This window comes from Enterococcus sp. AAFC-DPL-6103, assembly GCF_058216595.1.
Genome location: NZ_CM177102.1, coordinates 1,946,060 through 1,961,855, shown reverse-complemented (window position 1 = coordinate 1,961,855; position 15,796 = coordinate 1,946,060). Strand labels below are relative to the sequence as shown.

The 15,796-nt window shown below is 37.5% G+C and carries 12 protein-coding genes and 1 other annotated feature; of the genes, 10 read left to right on the top strand and 2 right to left on the bottom strand.

Features of this window, described 5'->3' with window-relative positions; all coding sequences use genetic code 11:
- The first annotated feature begins 6 nt into the window (after positions 1–6).
- The 8 genes from AC4BC3_RS09325 to AC4BC3_RS09290 all read left to right on the top strand — a co-directional run bounded on the left by AC4BC3_RS09325 (position 7) and on the right by AC4BC3_RS09290 (position 9,679).
- The gene (locus AC4BC3_RS09325) at positions 7–1,149 is read left to right on the top strand and encodes a cysteine desulfurase family protein (RefSeq protein WP_490466347.1); all 1,143 of its coding nucleotides are present in this window, start codon (positions 7–9) and stop codon (positions 1,147–1,149) included.
- A gap of 16 nt (positions 1,150–1,165) precedes the next feature.
- Positions 1,166–2,377: a tRNA uracil 4-sulfurtransferase ThiI gene (thiI, locus tag AC4BC3_RS09320; protein WP_206907568.1), complete on the top strand. Its 1,212-nt coding sequence runs from the start codon at positions 1,166–1,168 to the stop codon at positions 2,375–2,377.
- Between the two features lie 382 nt (positions 2,378–2,759).
- Positions 2,760–3,413: a redox-sensing transcriptional repressor Rex gene (locus tag AC4BC3_RS09315; RefSeq protein ID WP_206899588.1), complete on the top strand. Its 654-nt coding sequence runs from the start codon at positions 2,760–2,762 to the stop codon at positions 3,411–3,413.
- Positions 3,414–3,468: 55 nt separating this feature from the next.
- Positions 3,469–3,707: a binding site (T-box leader), on the top strand.
- A gap of 46 nt (positions 3,708–3,753) precedes the next feature.
- Positions 3,754–6,399: a valine--tRNA ligase gene (locus AC4BC3_RS09310; RefSeq protein ID WP_206907566.1), complete on the top strand. Its 2,646-nt coding sequence runs from the start codon at positions 3,754–3,756 to the stop codon at positions 6,397–6,399.
- Between the two features lie 229 nt (positions 6,400–6,628).
- A complete protein-coding gene (locus tag AC4BC3_RS09305) occupies positions 6,629–7,942 on the top strand; it encodes a bifunctional folylpolyglutamate synthase/dihydrofolate synthase (RefSeq protein WP_206907593.1) in 1,314 nt (437 codons plus the stop codon).
- Positions 7,932–8,582 (top strand): HAD family hydrolase, encoded by a 651-nt coding sequence (locus tag AC4BC3_RS09300; protein WP_206907557.1) that lies wholly within the window; start codon positions 7,932–7,934, stop codon positions 8,580–8,582. The genes AC4BC3_RS09305 and AC4BC3_RS09300 overlap by 11 nt, the downstream gene beginning before the upstream one ends.
- A gap of 54 nt (positions 8,583–8,636) precedes the next feature.
- Complete coding sequence (gene radC / locus AC4BC3_RS09295; protein ID WP_206907555.1) at positions 8,637–9,329, top strand: RadC family protein; 693 nt, start codon at positions 8,637–8,639, stop codon at positions 9,327–9,329.
- A gap of 149 nt (positions 9,330–9,478) precedes the next feature.
- Entirely contained in the window at positions 9,479–9,679 is a 201-nt protein-coding gene (locus tag AC4BC3_RS09290) for a cold-shock protein (protein WP_067480248.1), read from the top strand.
- A gap of 310 nt (positions 9,680–9,989) precedes the next feature.
- Here the strand turns inward: AC4BC3_RS09290 and rnjA are convergent, their stop codons facing one another.
- Together rnjA and AC4BC3_RS09280 are read right to left on the bottom strand one after the other, a co-directional pair.
- The gene (rnjA, locus tag AC4BC3_RS09285) at positions 9,990–11,672 is read right to left on the bottom strand and encodes a ribonuclease J1 (protein ID WP_206907553.1); all 1,683 of its coding nucleotides are present in this window, start codon (positions 11,670–11,672) and stop codon (positions 9,990–9,992) included.
- A gap of 1 nt (position 11,673) precedes the next feature.
- Positions 11,674–11,886 carry a DNA-directed RNA polymerase subunit epsilon gene (locus tag AC4BC3_RS09280; protein ID WP_067480254.1) on the bottom strand — a complete coding sequence of 71 codons (213 nt, stop codon included), beginning with the start codon at positions 11,884–11,886 and terminating at the stop codon, positions 11,674–11,676.
- A gap of 383 nt (positions 11,887–12,269) precedes the next feature.
- On the opposite strand from AC4BC3_RS09280, the gene efrA reads away from it, so the two are divergent.
- Together efrA and efrB are read left to right on the top strand one after the other, a co-directional pair.
- The gene (efrA, locus tag AC4BC3_RS09275; RefSeq protein WP_206907551.1) at positions 12,270–14,000 is read left to right on the top strand and encodes a multidrug efflux ABC transporter subunit EfrA; all 1,731 of its coding nucleotides are present in this window, start codon (positions 12,270–12,272) and stop codon (positions 13,998–14,000) included.
- Positions 13,997–15,757, top strand: coding sequence for a multidrug efflux ABC transporter subunit EfrB (gene efrB / locus AC4BC3_RS09270; protein WP_490466346.1), 1,761 nt, complete (start codon positions 13,997–13,999; stop codon positions 15,755–15,757). The genes efrA and efrB overlap by 4 nt, the downstream gene beginning before the upstream one ends.
- The last annotated feature ends 39 nt before the right edge of the window (positions 15,758–15,796 follow it).

Here is a 15,796-nt window from a genome sequence, read left to right as displayed (position 1 = left end):
TTTCTTATGATATATTTTGACAATAGCGCGACAACCCCAATTTTTCCGCAAAGTTTAGATGCCTATGTAAAGACAAGTCAGCGGATTATTGGGAATCCATCAAGTTTACATGACTTGGGCAACCAAGCCAATCGTTTATTACAACAGGCAAGAAAGCAGATTGCTGAGCTTATTGGCGCAACTGCAGAAGAAATTTATTTTACCTCTGGTGGGACAGAAGGCGATAATTGGATCTTGAAAGGTACAGTGATTGAGAAACGTGAATACGGTAATCATTTGATTATTTCTGGAATCGAACATCCTGCAGTGAGCGAAACCGCCGAACAACTAAAAGAACTAGGGATGGAAGTCAGTATTGCACCTGTGGATAAAAATGGTTTCGTGATTGTAGAAGAGCTGAAGAAATTAGTTCGCAAAGAAACCATTTTGATTTCAATTATGGGTGTTAATAATGAAGTTGGTTCTATTCAACCAATTCAAGAAATCAGTGAATTTTTAGCAGACTATCCAAAAATCCATTTTCATGTTGATGCCGTGCAAGCAATTGGAAAGGTTCCAACTGACCAATGGCTGACCGAACGTGTTGATTTTGCAACATTTTCTGCGCATAAATTTCATGGACCTCGTGGAATTGGTTTCATCTACTGGAAAAAAGGTCGTCGTTTAGCACCTTTACTAACTGGTGGAGGGCAAGAAAACAATCAACGAAGTGGAACGGAGAATGTTCCTGCAATTGTCGCAATGGCAAAAGCATTACGCCTTTCTTTAGATACAAAAGCAAGAAAACCTGAGCATACAAAAAATCTTAAAACGGCATTGATCGGCGCGTTGAAAACATACGATAAGGTGACGATTTTTTCTGAAGGAGAAAATTATGCACCGCATATTTTATGTTTTTCATTAAAAGGAATTCGTGGTGAAGTGCTCGTACATGCGTTGGAAGAAAAACAAATCTTTATTTCAACAACGAGTGCTTGTTCTTCTCGTAAACACATGGCTAGCAGTACGTTACATGCGATGCATGTGCCTCATGACTTAGCGACATCTGCTGTTCGGATTAGTTTAGATGAAAGTAATTCAATGGCTGAAGTAGAACAGTTTATGATTATTTTTAAACAACTGTATCAAAAGTTCTCAGCTATTAATTAAATGAAGGAGTGTTTCGGTGAAATATAGTGAAATTATGGTTCGCTACGGCGAGCTATCGACGAAAGGAAAAAATCGCAAAACGTTTATTATGCAATTAGCACAAAATGTACGTCAAGCGTTAAAAGAGTTCCCAGAAATCAAAATTCATGCAGACCGTGATCGTATGCATTTATTGTTAAATGGTGCAGATGGGCATTTGGTTATACCAAAATTGGCAAAAATTTTTGGTATTCAAAATTTTTCACCAAGTATTCGTGTAGAAAAAGATGTTCAAGTCTTAAAAGATAGTGTTCAAGCAATCATGAAAGAAGTTTATACGGGGGAGCAAACATTTAAAATTATTGCCAAACGTAGTGATCATGATTTTGAATTAACTAGTAATGAATTGAACCAAACACTGGGGAATGCTGTATTTGATATTTTTCCAGAAATCAACGTTCAAATGAAAAAGCCAGATATTCCATTACGTGTGGAAATTCGTCGCGATGGTGCCTACCTTTCTTATGAGACAATCAAAGGTGCGGGTGGCTTACCTGTTGGCACGAGTGGAAAAGGGATGTTGATGTTATCTGGTGGGATTGATTCACCTGTTGCAGGCTATTATGCGATGAAACGTGGTGTTGAAATTGAAGCTGTCCATTTTGCTAGTCCGCCTTATACAAGCGAGCAAGCATTACAAAAAGCCAAAGATTTAACTGCCAAGTTAGCACCATATGTGGGAACGATTCAGTTTATTGAAGTACCATTTACAGAAATACAAGAAGAAATTAAAAAATCAGTCCCACAAGGATACTGGATGACAATTACCCGCCGGATGATGTTACGATTAACAGATGAAATTCGTCGTATTCGTCATGGATTGGTTATTTTAAATGGTGAATCATTAGGCCAAGTGGCTTCTCAAACATTGCAAAGTATGGTTGCAATCAATGAAGTGACGAATACACCGATTATTCGTCCTGTGGCAACAATGGACAAACTAGAAATTATTGAAGTTGCTGAAAAAATCGATACATTTGAGTTATCTATTCAACCATTTGAAGACTGCTGTACTATATTTGCACCACCACAGCCAAAAACGCGACCAAACTTGGATAAAGTTCATCAGTATGAAGAACGCTTAGCGATTGATGAAATGATTGAGCGTGCGTTGGTAGGGCTGAAAATCGAAGCAATTCGTGTAGATGCTATTCAGGAACAAGAAGAGGAATTTGCTGATTTGTTGTAAAAGGTTGTGAAAGAAGTGTTCAGCTCTGATAAAATAGCGGGTGGGTATTCAAAATAACTTTTCATATTTTGAGATGACTGAAAGCTATATGGAGGAGTTGTTTTGAGAACACTGTAGACAAGGTTGTGGCTCTAAGCGGTTAGCTTCAAGCAATAAGAATGCTTTTCTAAAAATAGGCTTCTCATAGTTTTATGAAAAGAGAACTTATTGCCGAAGAAGCTGTTTGAGAAATGCCAAAGTACCAAATAATTAATTGAATTAGCTAGAAAAGCAAAGGATAATTTTTATTGTTCTTTGCTTTTTTCATTGACATGAATGCTTGTTCCAACGTTTCAAACATGATACACTAAATATGTGAAAATATGAACAAGGAGCTTTGAACATGCGAGAGTTGAAAAAATCTGAAACGTTACCAAAAGCAACAGCAAAACGTTTACCGTTATACTTACGTTACTTAAAGATGTTGGATGATTCAGGAATCGTTCGCATCAAATCAAAAGAATTTAGTGAGATTACGCAAGTACCGCCTGCAACGATTCGAAGAGATTTTTCACATCTTGGTGAGTTGGGAAGAAGTGGTTATGGGTATGATGTTCCTTTCCTGATCGAAGTTTTTAATAGTATTTTAAATACCCGGGAAGAAAAAAGAATCGCGTTAGTGGGTTATGGAAATTTAGGTAAAGCTTTACGACATAACAATTTTCGCCGAAATGATAATTTAAATATTGTTTGTGTGTTTGATAATGATCCTGAACTGATTGGCAGAGAAATAGATGGCTTGACGATCTATCCAATTGAACGTTTTGCTGAAATCTCAAAAGAAATGCAAGTCAGCGTAGCGATCTCTACCGTACCTAGCAAGTATTCACAGTCAGCTGTTGATGAAATTGTCAAAAGTGAAGTTACAGCTATCTTAAACTTTGCACCTGACCGAGTGATTGTGCCGGAGCATGTCAATGTTCAGTACATTGATTTAACGACAGAACTGCAAACACTGATTTATTTTGACGAAAATTATTCGACTGTTTTCTCTTAAACGTTGACTAAAAATAAAGTGTAGTTGACACATAAAAAAAAGGAATGTAGAATGAATCATGACGTTGAACAAGAGGAGTAACTAGTGATTTATTTTTAGAGAGAGAGCGAGTAGCTGAAACGTTCTTAATAATAGCTGGTGAAGGTAGCTTGGAAGTCTTTGTCTTGAAGCTCATTGTGTTAGTCAATGAAGGAGTAGGGATAAACGAGTCGTGATCGTTAACTCACTTGAGAGGTAGTAGCAAAACTTGCTAGTACAAATTAGGTGGTACCGCGTAAATTATACGTCCTAAAATACGAAAGTATTTTAGGACTTTTTTTATTTTAAAGGAGGAAACAGGATGACGGAAGAAAAAAATTTATCAACAAAATATAATCCGCAAGAAGTTGAAGCTGGCCGCTATCAAAACTGGTTGGATCAAGATTTATTCAAACCAAGTGGCGACAAGAAAGCGAAACCCTACTCAATTGTTATCCCACCACCAAATGTAACTGGTAAATTACATTTAGGTCATGCTTGGGACACAACATTACAAGATATGTTGATTCGCCAAAAGAGAATGCAAGGTTTCGATACATTATGGTTACCAGGAATGGACCACGCAGGTATTGCCACTCAAGCAAAAGTAGAAGAAAAACTTCGTGAACAAGGAATTTCTCGTTATGATTTAGGTCGTGAAAAATTTATCGACCAAGTTTGGGATTGGAAAGAAGAATATGCTAGCCATATTCGTGAACAATGGGCAACAATGGGCTTGTCTTTAGACTATAGCCGTGAACGTTTTACTTTAGATGATGGGTTATCAGAAGCTGTCCGTAAAGTTTTTGTGACTTTATATGAAAAAAATCTGATTTATCGTGGTGAGTACATCATCAACTGGGATCCACAAGCTCGAACAGCATTATCCGATATTGAAGTAATCCACAAGGACATCGAAGGTGCATTTTACCATATGAGCTATGAACTAGCAGATGGTTCTGGCATCGTTGAGATTGCAACGACACGTCCAGAAACAATGCTTGGGGATACCGCAGTGGCTGTTCACCCAGATGACGAACGTTATCAAGATTTGATTGGCAAAAAAGTTATCTTACCATTAGTCAACAAAGAAATTCCAGTTGTTGCAGATACGTATGTTGATATGGAATTTGGAACAGGTGTTGTTAAAATTACGCCAGCACATGACCCAAATGACTTCGAGGTTGGTAATCGTCATGACTTACCTCGCGTCAATGTAATGAATGAAGACGGAACAATGAATGAATTAGCTGGAAAATATGCTGGTATGGACCGTTTTGAAGCAAGAAAAGCAGTTGTCGATGACTTAAAAGAAATCGGTCGTTTAATCAAAATCGATACTATGACGCATAGTGTCGGTCATTCTGAACGTACAGGAGTTGTTGTGGAACCTCGCTTATCCACCCAATGGTTTGTTAAAATGCAACCACTTGCTCAAAAAGCAATAGAAAATCAAGAAACAGATAACGCGGTGGAATTTTTCCCACCACGTTTTGACCAAACTTTCTTGCGTTGGATGGACAATGTGCACGACTGGGTTATCTCTCGTCAATTATGGTGGGGACATCAAATTCCTGCTTGGTATCATAAAGAAACTGGCGAAATGTATGTTGGAATGGAAGCTCCTGCAGATAGCGAAAACTGGGTGCAAGATCCAGATGTTTTAGATACATGGTTCAGTTCTGCATTATGGCCGTTTTCAACAATGGGCTGGCCGGATACAGACAGCGAAGATTATAAACGTTATTTTCCAACAAGCACATTGGTGACTGGCTACGATATTATTTTCTTCTGGGTTAGTCGAATGATTTTCCAAAGTCTCGAATTCACTGGGGAACGACCATTTGATAACGTCTTGATTCATGGATTGATCCGTGCAGAAGATGGTCGTAAGATGAGTAAATCGTTGGGTAACGGAATTGATCCAATGGAAGTAATTGAAAAATATGGTGCTGACGCACTTCGCTGGTTCTTATCAAATGGTTCTGCACCAGGACAAGATATGCGTTTCAGTTATGAAAAAATGGACGCAGCTTGGAACTTTATCAATAAAATTTGGAATGCTTCACGTTTTGTTATCATGAATGTGGAAGGCATGACAGTTAAAGACATTGATCTAACTGGTGAAAAATCAGTTGCTGATCGGTGGATCTTGACACGTCTAAATGAAACAGTTGCTAAAGTAACAGATTTATTTGACCACTTTGAGTTTGGTGAAGCAGGTCGCCAATTGTATAACTTCATTTGGGATGATTTTTGTGATTGGTATATTGAAATGAGTAAAGAAGTTCTTTACGGCGATGATGTGGATTCAAAACAAACGACTCGTAGTATCTTAATCCACACACTAGATCAAATTTTACGTCTGTTACATCCAATCATGCCATTTGTAACGGAAGAAATTTGGCAACATATCCCACATGAAGGGACTTCATTAGTTGTGGCGGAATATCCTGTTGTTCGTCCAGAATTTGATGATGAAACAGCTTCAAAAGGAATGGAAGTCCTAAAAGAGTTGATTCGTGCAGTACGTAATATTCGTTCAGAAGTGAATACACCGTTATCAAAACCAATCACTTTATTGATTAAGACGACTGATCCAAAAATTGATCAATTCTTGGTTGAAAATACCAATTATATTGAACGTTTCTGTAATCCGGAAGAATTAGTTATTTCCAGTGAGATTACTGCACCAGATTTAGCAATGTCGGCCGTCTTAACAGGGGCTGAAATTTTCTTACCATTGGCTGGATTGATCAATATTGAAGAAGAAATCAAACGTCTTGAAAAAGAATTAGCTAAATGGACAGGTGAGGTAAAACGAGTTCAAGGAAAACTTAGCAATGAACGTTTTGTATCTAATGCACCAGATGATGTTGTTGAGGCAGAACGTGCCAAAGAAAAAGATTATTTAGAAAAACAAGCAGCTGTGAAGGATCGTATTGAAAGTTTGCGTACGATTGGCTAAACGGTGAAAAAGAATGATGTTAAAAATGAAGATTCAAGAAGAGAGAAGACCAGAAATTTTTGGTCTTCTTTTTTTGAAGGATAACCAAGAAATTTTTTAACTTTTTATCAGAAGCTCCTATAATAGAAGGAAGAAAATGATTTTGAATGATTTTTCAGTTTTCTTTAAGTGGAACTCTTCTTTCATTCTTTCTTTTTGCTATAATGAAAGAGAAATGGGGGCATTGTTGATGACAATTGAAGAAGCAATTGCTTGGATCCATAGTCGATTACCTTTTGGCTCACGTCCAGGTTTAGATCGCGTAAACGCATTATTGGAAGTCGTTGATCACCCAGAAAAAAAAATCAAAACAATTCATATTGCTGGGACCAATGGCAAGGGTTCAACTGTAACGTACTTGCGTTGTTTGTTAGAAGAAGCGGGATTAACAGTAGGAACCTTTACCTCGCCTTATATTGAAACATTTAATGAACGAATTTCGATCAATGGCAAAGAAATTCCTGATGAAGAATTGATCCAATTAGTGGAAAAATATCAGCCCTTGGTTGAACATCTTGATAAATTTGAAGTAGTTGCTGGCATTACGGAATTTGAGACTTTGACGGCAATGGCATTTGATTATTTTTTAGAAAAACAAGTGGATATTGCAATTATTGAAGTCGGCTTGGGCGGCTTACTGGATTCAACCAATGTTGTTGAGCCAATATTGACAGCAATCACGACGATTGGACTGGATCACACCGAGATTCTTGGCAAAACACTAGAAGAAATTGCAGCACAAAAAGCAGGAATCATTAAGCAAGGTGTGCCTGTTGTAACAGGAAAAATCGAATCAAATGCACTGGAAGTAATTAATAAGATAGCCAAAAATAAAAATGCAAAACATTATTTATTTGATGAAGACTATCAAGTGTCTTATCAACATCCAGCTAAAAATTGGGGTGAGATTTTTGACTTTTATAATGAAACTGGGAAAATGGTCGGTCTAAGCACAAGTATGTTGGGGCAGCATCAAGTAGAAAACGCAGGTGTTGCTATTGAATTGTATGCTCTTTATTGCCAAATGGAAAAGTTACCATTTCGCGAAAAAGAAGTCAAAAATGGATTGAAACAAGCGTACTGGCCTGGCAGAATGGAACGATTAAGCAAAGAACCATTAGTTATTTTAGATGGCGCACATAATACGCATGCAATGAAACGATTAGTTCAAAATATGAAAAAAGAGTTTTCTGGCTATCGAATCAACATTTTGTTTTCGGCATTGACTACGAAAAATGTAAATAGTATGTTACAGCAATTACAGGAAATCCCTAACGCCCATATTTATCTCACTACATTTGAGTATCCGAAAGCAATCGAATTAGATCAAGTAGCAGATTTAGCCAATCAAAAAGTATCGATCGTTTCACTTTGGCAATTTGGATTAGCTGAAATTTTAGAAAAAATGACAGACGAAGATGTATTGTTAGTAACAGGTTCTCTTTACTTTATTTCAGAAGTTCGTAAACTATTAGTTGAATTAGGAGGAAATGATGAAGGTTAATGCAGTGATTTTTGACATGGATGGCTTGTTGTTTGATACAGAAATGGTTTATTATGAGGCAACTCAAATGGTAGCCGATCAAATGGGGTTCCCGTATGATAAAGAGTTTTATTTACGGTTTTTGGGTGTTTCAGATGAAGAAGTCTGGGCAAATTATCATGAGATTTTTGCTGAGTATGGACGAGAAACAGTTCAGCGATTTATTGACGAGTCTTTCCAAGAAACACTCACTCGTTTTGCCTCAGGCAACGTTCAACTAAAACCGGGTGTAATGGAGCTACTGGATTTCTTGGATGAACAGGAAATTCCTAAAGTAGTTGCTTCTAGCAATCAGCGAAAAGTGATCGAACTCTTGTTAGAAAAAAATAATTTATTGACTCGCTTTGATACGATCGTTTCTGCTGAAAATGTGAAACGCGCAAAGCCAGATCCAGAAATCTTTTTATTAGCACAACAAAAGTTAGGAACCGCTAAAGAAAATACGTTGATTTTAGAAGATTCACAAAATGGGATTTTAGCAGCAGAAGCAGCAGAAATACCTGTCATTATGGTACCTGATTTACTGGAGCCATCTGCTGAACTTGCAGACAAAACAGTTGCTGTAGTCTCTTCGTTACATGAAATTCCAACATTTATTTAATAGAAAATGCCTCTTTTTTCGTAGCTTATAGTGAACGGAATAGGAGGTTTTTTTATGGGGAAACGGTTGATGAAAGAAGTACCAACAACATCACTTCCAAGAGAACGAATGGAGTCTTACGGTGTAGAGGCATTATCGGATCAAGAATTACTAGCGATTTTGTTGCGCACAGGACAACATCCTTATAATGTAATGGATATTGCAGGTGAGGTTTTGAAGAAGTTTGCTAATTTAACTGCTTTACGTCAAGCTTCTTTAACTGAGTTGCGGGAGATTCGAGGAATCGGTCGAGTGAAAGCATTAGAAATTTGTGCATTGATCGAGTTGGGTCAACGAATCCAAGCAGAGGCCCGTCCAGCAAGTACACTCGTACGCTCAAGTTATGAACTTGCGCAACAGTTGATTATGGAAATGCGTGATTTTCAACAAGAACATTTAGTCTGTATTTACTTGGATACCCAGAATCAAATTATTTTGAAGAAAACGTTGTTTATTGGTTCTTTGAATCAGTCAATTGCTCATCCACGAGAAATTTTTCATTTTGCCGTAAGAGTTTCGGCAGCAAAAATTATCTTGGCGCATAATCACCCATCTGGCAATGTTATCCCATCTAAGCAAGATTTACATTTTACTAAACGAATGAGAGAGTGCGGAGAGTTGATGGGGATCGAAGTATTAGATCATTTGATTATTGGTACGAAACAATATTTGAGTTTGAGAGAAGAAGGCTTACTTGAAGAAGAGTAAGTGACATTCTTGCAAAAAAAACAGAGCAAGTGTACAATTATAGTGTAATTTTGTTTGGGAATAGAAGTTAGACATTTGTTCACCTCTATCGTACACGAGCAATGTTACAAAATAATAAGTGCTCTTATGCACGAGGAGGCTATTATATAATGGAACATGGAACAGTTAAATGGTTTAATGCTGAAAAAGGATTTGGCTTCATTTCACGTGAAGACGGAAGCGACGTATTTGTTCACTTCTCAGCAATCCAAGGCGACGGATTCAAAACATTAGAAGAAGGTCAAGCTGTCACTTTTGATGTAGAAGATTCAGATCGCGGACCTCAAGCTACAAACGTTGAGAAAGCTTAATTTACTCAATATCCAAAAGGCAGTAACTGCACTTGATGTGGTTACTGTCTTTTTTATCTATACTTAATAGGGAATCACTACGGAAGACAAGAGCGTCTTTTATTAAGAGAAAAACTCCTAATGAAACAAAAGAATAATTATAAATAGATATATTCAGAAATAGCTAAACAATTTGAAAGTCACAAACTAATTTCTGATCTTTCTGATAGTTGAGTCATTTTGAAAACAAAAAAACACCGTGTTACCTCATTATCAAATGCAGCAACAGCGGTGTTTTGTTCTTATTTATTTTGTGGGAATAGTCCAAAGATTATTCATCCACATCAGGAGTCATAATCATCGGTAAAATCATTGGATGTCTTTCTGTACGATCAAACAAGAAAGGTTGTAATGCACTAGTCATTGCTTCTTTTAGTTTATGCTCTGAGCAATCAGGTGCGTTCAAGCATTCTCTTAAGGCGTGGAATAAAATTCGTTGTGCTTCGTTGATCATCTCACCAGATTCCCGCATATAAACGAAGCCACGTGATAAGATATCTGGACCAGCCAAAATTTCTTTTTTCTTGATATCAACTGTAGCAACAGCTAATACAAGTCCTTCTTGAGATAAGGTGTGGCGATCACGCAAGACAACATTACCGATATCACCGATTCCGCTACCGTCAATATAGACATCGCCAGAAATAAAGTGTCCAGCTGGTCGAGCAGAGTCTGCAGTCAATGCTAAGACATCACCATTTTCCATAATAAAACAGTTTTCAGCAGGAACACCTACATCTTGTGCTAAGGAAGCATGGATTTTTAACATTCGAAATTCACCATGAACGGGAATGAAATATTTTGGCTTGATTAAACGCAACATCAATTTTTGTTCTTCTTGGCCACCATGACCAGAAGTGTGGATGTTGTTGATTTTTCCGTGAATAACTTCAGCACCAGCTTCGGACAGTAAATTGATCAAGTGATTGACACTTGTTGTATTTCCTGGAATTGGTGAGCTTGAAAAAATCACGGTATCATCTGGTTGGATTTGAATCTGACGGTGAGTTCCATTCGCGATACGACTAAGAGCAGCCATTGGTTCACCTTGAGAACCAGTACATAAAATCATTGTTTCGTTTGCAGGTAAACGATTGATCTCATGCGCATCGACAAATGTACCCTCAGGAACGTTGATGTAGCCTAGACGTTGGCCATTAACGATTGCATTTTCCATACTACGACCAAAGACCGCAATTTTTCGTCCAGTTGCAACTGCGGCATCTGCGGCTTGTTGTAAACGAAAGATATTTGAAGCAAAGCTGGCAAAAATAATACGTCCTTCAATTTTCTCAAAGATTTTTAAAATTGACATGCCAATCGTTTTTTCTGACTTCGTAAAAGTTGGTATTTCAGCATTTGTACTATCAGATAGTAAACATAGAACGCCTTCTTCACCAATACGTGCCATCTTGTGCAAGTTAGCTGGTTCGCCAACGGGGGTAAAATCAAATTTGAAGTCACCTGTTGCAACGATATTTCCTGATGGTGTTTTAACCACAACACCTAAAGCATCTGGAATACTATGGGTTGTACGGAAAAAGCTAACGGATGTTTTTCTAAAACGGATAACCGTATCTTCATTGATTTCGTGAAGCTCAGCATCACGAAGCAAGCCATGTTCATCCAATTTATTTGTGATCAAAGCTAATGCAAGGGGCCCAGCGTAAATAGGAATATTTACTTGCTTCAAAAGATAAGGAATACCACCGATATGATCTTCATGTCCGTGAGTGATCACAAGGGCCTTTACTTTGTGTATGTTTTGAACGATGTAGCTGTAGTCAGGAATCACATAGTCAATTCCAAGTAAATCATCTTCTGGGAATTTAATTCCAGCATCAATAAGGATGATTTCATCTTGAAATTGTACCCCATACGTGTTTTTCCCGATTTCACCTAATCCACCAATTGCAAAGACGCCTGTCTCATTATTTTTGATGGAAAGTTTCATCTTAAAACTCCACTAAAGTAAATTGAACGTTCTCTTTTTCGTATTCTAGGTGATTTCCTTCTAGAAGTTGAACGAACTCAATATTGTATGGGGTATTTTCTTCGACGCGTTGTCGTGCTTCGACATCATCTTTCGCATCAATGTAAAGAACTTGTGTTTCTTCCCGTTTTGGGTTACGGATTTTTGATTCTTGATAGTAAACTTTGTAAATCATTTATTTTGTCTCCTTTATCTGCATATGCAGGAATTTAGCTAGTTGATTTTTTAGACAACACAAAACGAGTGGGCAAGCCACCTGAATTTTGATATGCTTTGACTCAAATTAATTATTTGGATCAAAGAGACAAGCCTCGCTTTGCTTGTTCTGTTCGGAATTTTTTTCAACCGTACCTTTGTATAAAAAATTATACAATAATTACTTGTTATTCTAGCACAAATTGGGGAATAAGTATAGAAATCAACAACAGAGTCTTAAAAAAATGTTGGGGATTTATTTCCAATATTTTTTTGAACGAGAAGTGTTCTAATAAGGATTTTAGTGTGCTATCATGGGTTTTAATGGCAAAAAAATGAAATTTTTAAAAGGGAGATGAGAAAGTGAAGTTAATGTGGCACTACACAATGAGGTATAAGAAATTTTTACTTTTCAATTTTATTTGTGTATTTGGATTTATCCTCATTGAATTAGGTTTACCAACAATTTTGGCACGAATGATCGACTTTGGGATATTACAAGATGATTTTGATTACGTTAAACAACAAGGAATCGTCATGATCGTGATTACCGTCATCGGAATTATTTTAAATATTCTTTTAGGCTATTTTGGCTCAAGAATCACGACAAATATCGTTGCGGATATTCGCGATGACTTATTTGAAAAAATTCAAAGTTATTCGCATCAAGAGTATGAAAATTTAGGTGTTTCTTCTTTGATTACGCGTACAACGAATGATGCGTATCAAATCATGCTGTTTTTACAAAACATTTTACGAATTGGTTTTATGACACCGATGATGTTTGCAGTTAGTTTATATATGGTTGTTCGGACAAGTGCAAGATTAGGGCTTTATGTAGTTGGTGCGCTCCCTTTCTTACTACTTGCTGTGATAGCAATTGCAAAAGTTTCTGAACCATTATCCAAAAAGCAACAAAAAAACTTAGATAAAATCAACAGCATATTAAGAGAAAATTTATCTGGCCTGCGTGTCATTCGCGCTTTTGTGAATGAAAAATTTGAAGAAAAACGCTTTGGCGAAGTTAATGAAAATTATGCTTCAAGCTCAAAAAGTTTATTTCGTTTGATGGCAGTCGCGCAACCAGGTTTTTATTTCTTATTTAATATTGTCATGGTTTTGATTATTTGGAGTGGGACACTACAAATTGATGCCGGAGCATTAAAAGTCGGGGACTTGATTGCATTTATCGAATATATTTTTCATGCACTCTTCTCATTTATGCTTTTTGCAAGTGTCTTTATGATGTATCCAAGAGCAGCTGTTTCAGCTTCACGTATCCAAGAAGCCTTAGATGCACAGCCTGAGATCTCAGAAAATCCTGACGGGGTTTCAGAAACAAAAACAAAAGGATTTGTTGAGTTTAAGGATGTAACATTTGCTTATCCTGGTCATGCACAAGAACCAGTCATTCGCAATGTAAGTTTTACCGCATCACCCGGTGAGACGGTTGCATTTATCGGAAGTACGGGGAGTGGTAAGTCAACTTTGATCCAATTGATCCCGCGTTTTTATGACGTGAGTGAAGGGGAAATTTTGATTGATGGTGTAGATGTACGCGACTATCGTTTAAGTGCTTTACGTGACAAAATCGGTTTTATTCCGCAAAAAGCATTACTATTTACTGGAACTATTGCAGAAAATCTTCGTTACGGAAAAGAAGATGCGACAGATGAAGAAATGAAAGCAGCAGCAGATATTGCACAAGCGACTGACTTTATTTCTCGTAAACCAGATGGATTTAATGAACATCTTTCAGAAGGGGGTTCAAACTTTTCTGGTGGTCAAAAGCAACGGTTAGCCATTGCCCGCGCAATTATCCGCCGACCAGAAATTTATATTTTTGACGATAGTTTCTCTGCTTTGGATTACCAAACAGATGCAAAACTTCGTGCTCGTTTGAAGAAAGAAACAACGGAATCAACTGTTTTGATTGTGGCACAACGTGTTGGAACGATTATGCACGCAGACAAAATCGTTGTGCTGAACGAAGGGGAAGTTGTGGGAATGGGTACGCACCGTGAATTACTGGAAACTTGCCCAATCTATTACGATATTGCCGCCTCTCAACTATCGAAGGAGGAATTAGCATGAAACAGACATTTTCTTCTTTAAAAAGACTGGCACATTATATTAATCCGTATAAAACAACTTTTATTTTGGTCCTTTTATTTACTGTCTTAACGGTTGCTTTCAATGCAGCCCTTCCTTACGTGACAGGGTTGCCAACAACGGAAATCAGTCGAAATTTAGCAAATAATGAACCAATCAACTTTTCTTATATTATCCAATGCTTGATTTGGATCACGATTGTCGGAATCGGTTACTGTGTTTCACAATTGTTGTCAGGGGTGCTGATGACGAATGTGGTGCAAAGTGCAATGCAAGATTTGCGTCGTGATATTGAAGAAAAGATCAATCGTTTGCCAGTATCTTATTTTGATAAAAATCAACAAGGAAATATTTTATCTCGGGTAACAAATGATGTGGATGCTGTGAGTGGCGCATTACAACAAGCGTTTATTGGCATTGTTAATGCCATACTTGCAATTGCAATGGCTGCAGTAATGATGTTTTACATTCAACCAATCATGGCACTCATCTCGATGATCATGATTCCAGCTTCTATTTGGATTTCTAAAAAAATTGTGAATGTATCGCAAAAAGATTTCCAAAATATGCAAAATTCACTTGGTGATTTGAATGGATATGTCCAAGAAAATATGACAGGATTTACTGTTTTAAAAGTTTATGGACGTGAACAACAAACGCTAGACGGTTTTAAAGCTGTTAACCATCAATTAAAGTACTTTGGTTTTAAAGCGGCATTTATTTCTGGTTTAATGATGCCATTAGTTCAATTGACTGCTTATGCAACGTATATTGGCATGGCTGTCATGGGAAGTTTTTATGTTATCACTGGTGTGATCGTTGTAGGGCAACTTCAAGCGTTTATTCAATACATTTGGCAAATCAGTCAGCCGATGGGAAATATCACACAACTTTCTTCTGTGCTACAGAGTGCTTCTGCAGCAACAAAACGAGTATTTGAAATTCTTGATGAGCCAGAAGAACCATTGAATGAAGTCGATGCGACTTTACCTGAAATTGTTGAAGGTGCGGTCACGTTTGAACATGTTGACTTTGCTTACGATCCAAGTAAACCGTTGATCCAAGACTTGAATTTTGAAGTCCAAGCAGGACAAATGGTGGCTGTAGTTGGGCCAACTGGTGCAGGGAAAACGACTTTGATCAATTTATTGATGCGTTTTTATGATGTCAATAGTGGTGCAATCAAAATTGATGGCATTGACACCAAATCCTTAAGTCGAAGCGATGTTCGTTCGCTATTTGGCATGGTATTACAAGATGCTTGGTTGTACGAAGGAACTATTGCAGACAACATTCGTTTTGGAAAGTTAGATGCCACTGATTATGAAGTCGTCGACGCGGCAAAGACAGCGAACGTCGATCACTTTATTCGCACGATGCCAGACGGATACGACATGGAAATCAATGCTGAAGGTGACAATGTTTCTCTTGGTCAAAAGCAGTTATTAACGATTGCCCGCGCAGTGATTTCTGATCCTAAAATTTTGATTTTGGATGAGGCAACAAGTTCAGTTGATACACGTCTTGAAGCTCTGATTCAAAAGGCAATGGATCGTGTCATGGAAGGGCGCACAAGTTTTGTGATCGCGCACCGATTATCGACGATTCGTGAGGCAGATTTGATTTTAGTAATGGATCAAGGATCGATTATTGAAAAAGGAACGCATGAAAGTTTACTTGCACAAGGTGGTTTTTATGAGAAACTTTACAACAGCCAATTTGCTGAAGAAGTCGAGTAACAGTTAACTGGTTAATCGGGAAATTATTCTTCAATGCGA

Excerpts from the sequence above, each read along its gene's own strand:
- AC4BC3_RS09280 (WP_067480254.1), bottom strand. The coding sequence starts at position 11,886 with ATGATTTACAAAGTTTACTATCAAGAATCAAAAATCCGTAACCCAAAA.
- AC4BC3_RS09300 (WP_206907557.1), top strand. The coding sequence starts at position 7,932 with ATGAAGGTTAATGCAGTGATTTTTGACATGGATGGCTTGTTGTTTGAT.
- AC4BC3_RS09325 (WP_490466347.1), top strand. The coding sequence starts at position 7 with ATGATATATTTTGACAATAGCGCGACAACCCCAATTTTTCCGCAAAGT.
- AC4BC3_RS09310 (WP_206907566.1), top strand. The coding sequence starts at position 3,754 with ATGACGGAAGAAAAAAATTTATCAACAAAATATAATCCGCAAGAAGTT.
- AC4BC3_RS09315 (WP_206899588.1), top strand. The coding sequence starts at position 2,760 with ATGCGAGAGTTGAAAAAATCTGAAACGTTACCAAAAGCAACAGCAAAA.
- efrB (WP_490466346.1), top strand. The coding sequence starts at position 13,997 with ATGAAACAGACATTTTCTTCTTTAAAAAGACTGGCACATTATATTAAT.
- AC4BC3_RS09305 (WP_206907593.1), top strand. The coding sequence starts at position 6,629 with ATGACAATTGAAGAAGCAATTGCTTGGATCCATAGTCGATTACCTTTT.
- rnjA (WP_206907553.1), bottom strand. The coding sequence starts at position 11,672 with ATGAAACTTTCCATCAAAAATAATGAGACAGGCGTCTTTGCAATTGGT.
- radC (WP_206907555.1), top strand. The coding sequence starts at position 8,637 with ATGGGGAAACGGTTGATGAAAGAAGTACCAACAACATCACTTCCAAGA.
- AC4BC3_RS09290 (WP_067480248.1), top strand. The coding sequence starts at position 9,479 with ATGGAACATGGAACAGTTAAATGGTTTAATGCTGAAAAAGGATTTGGC.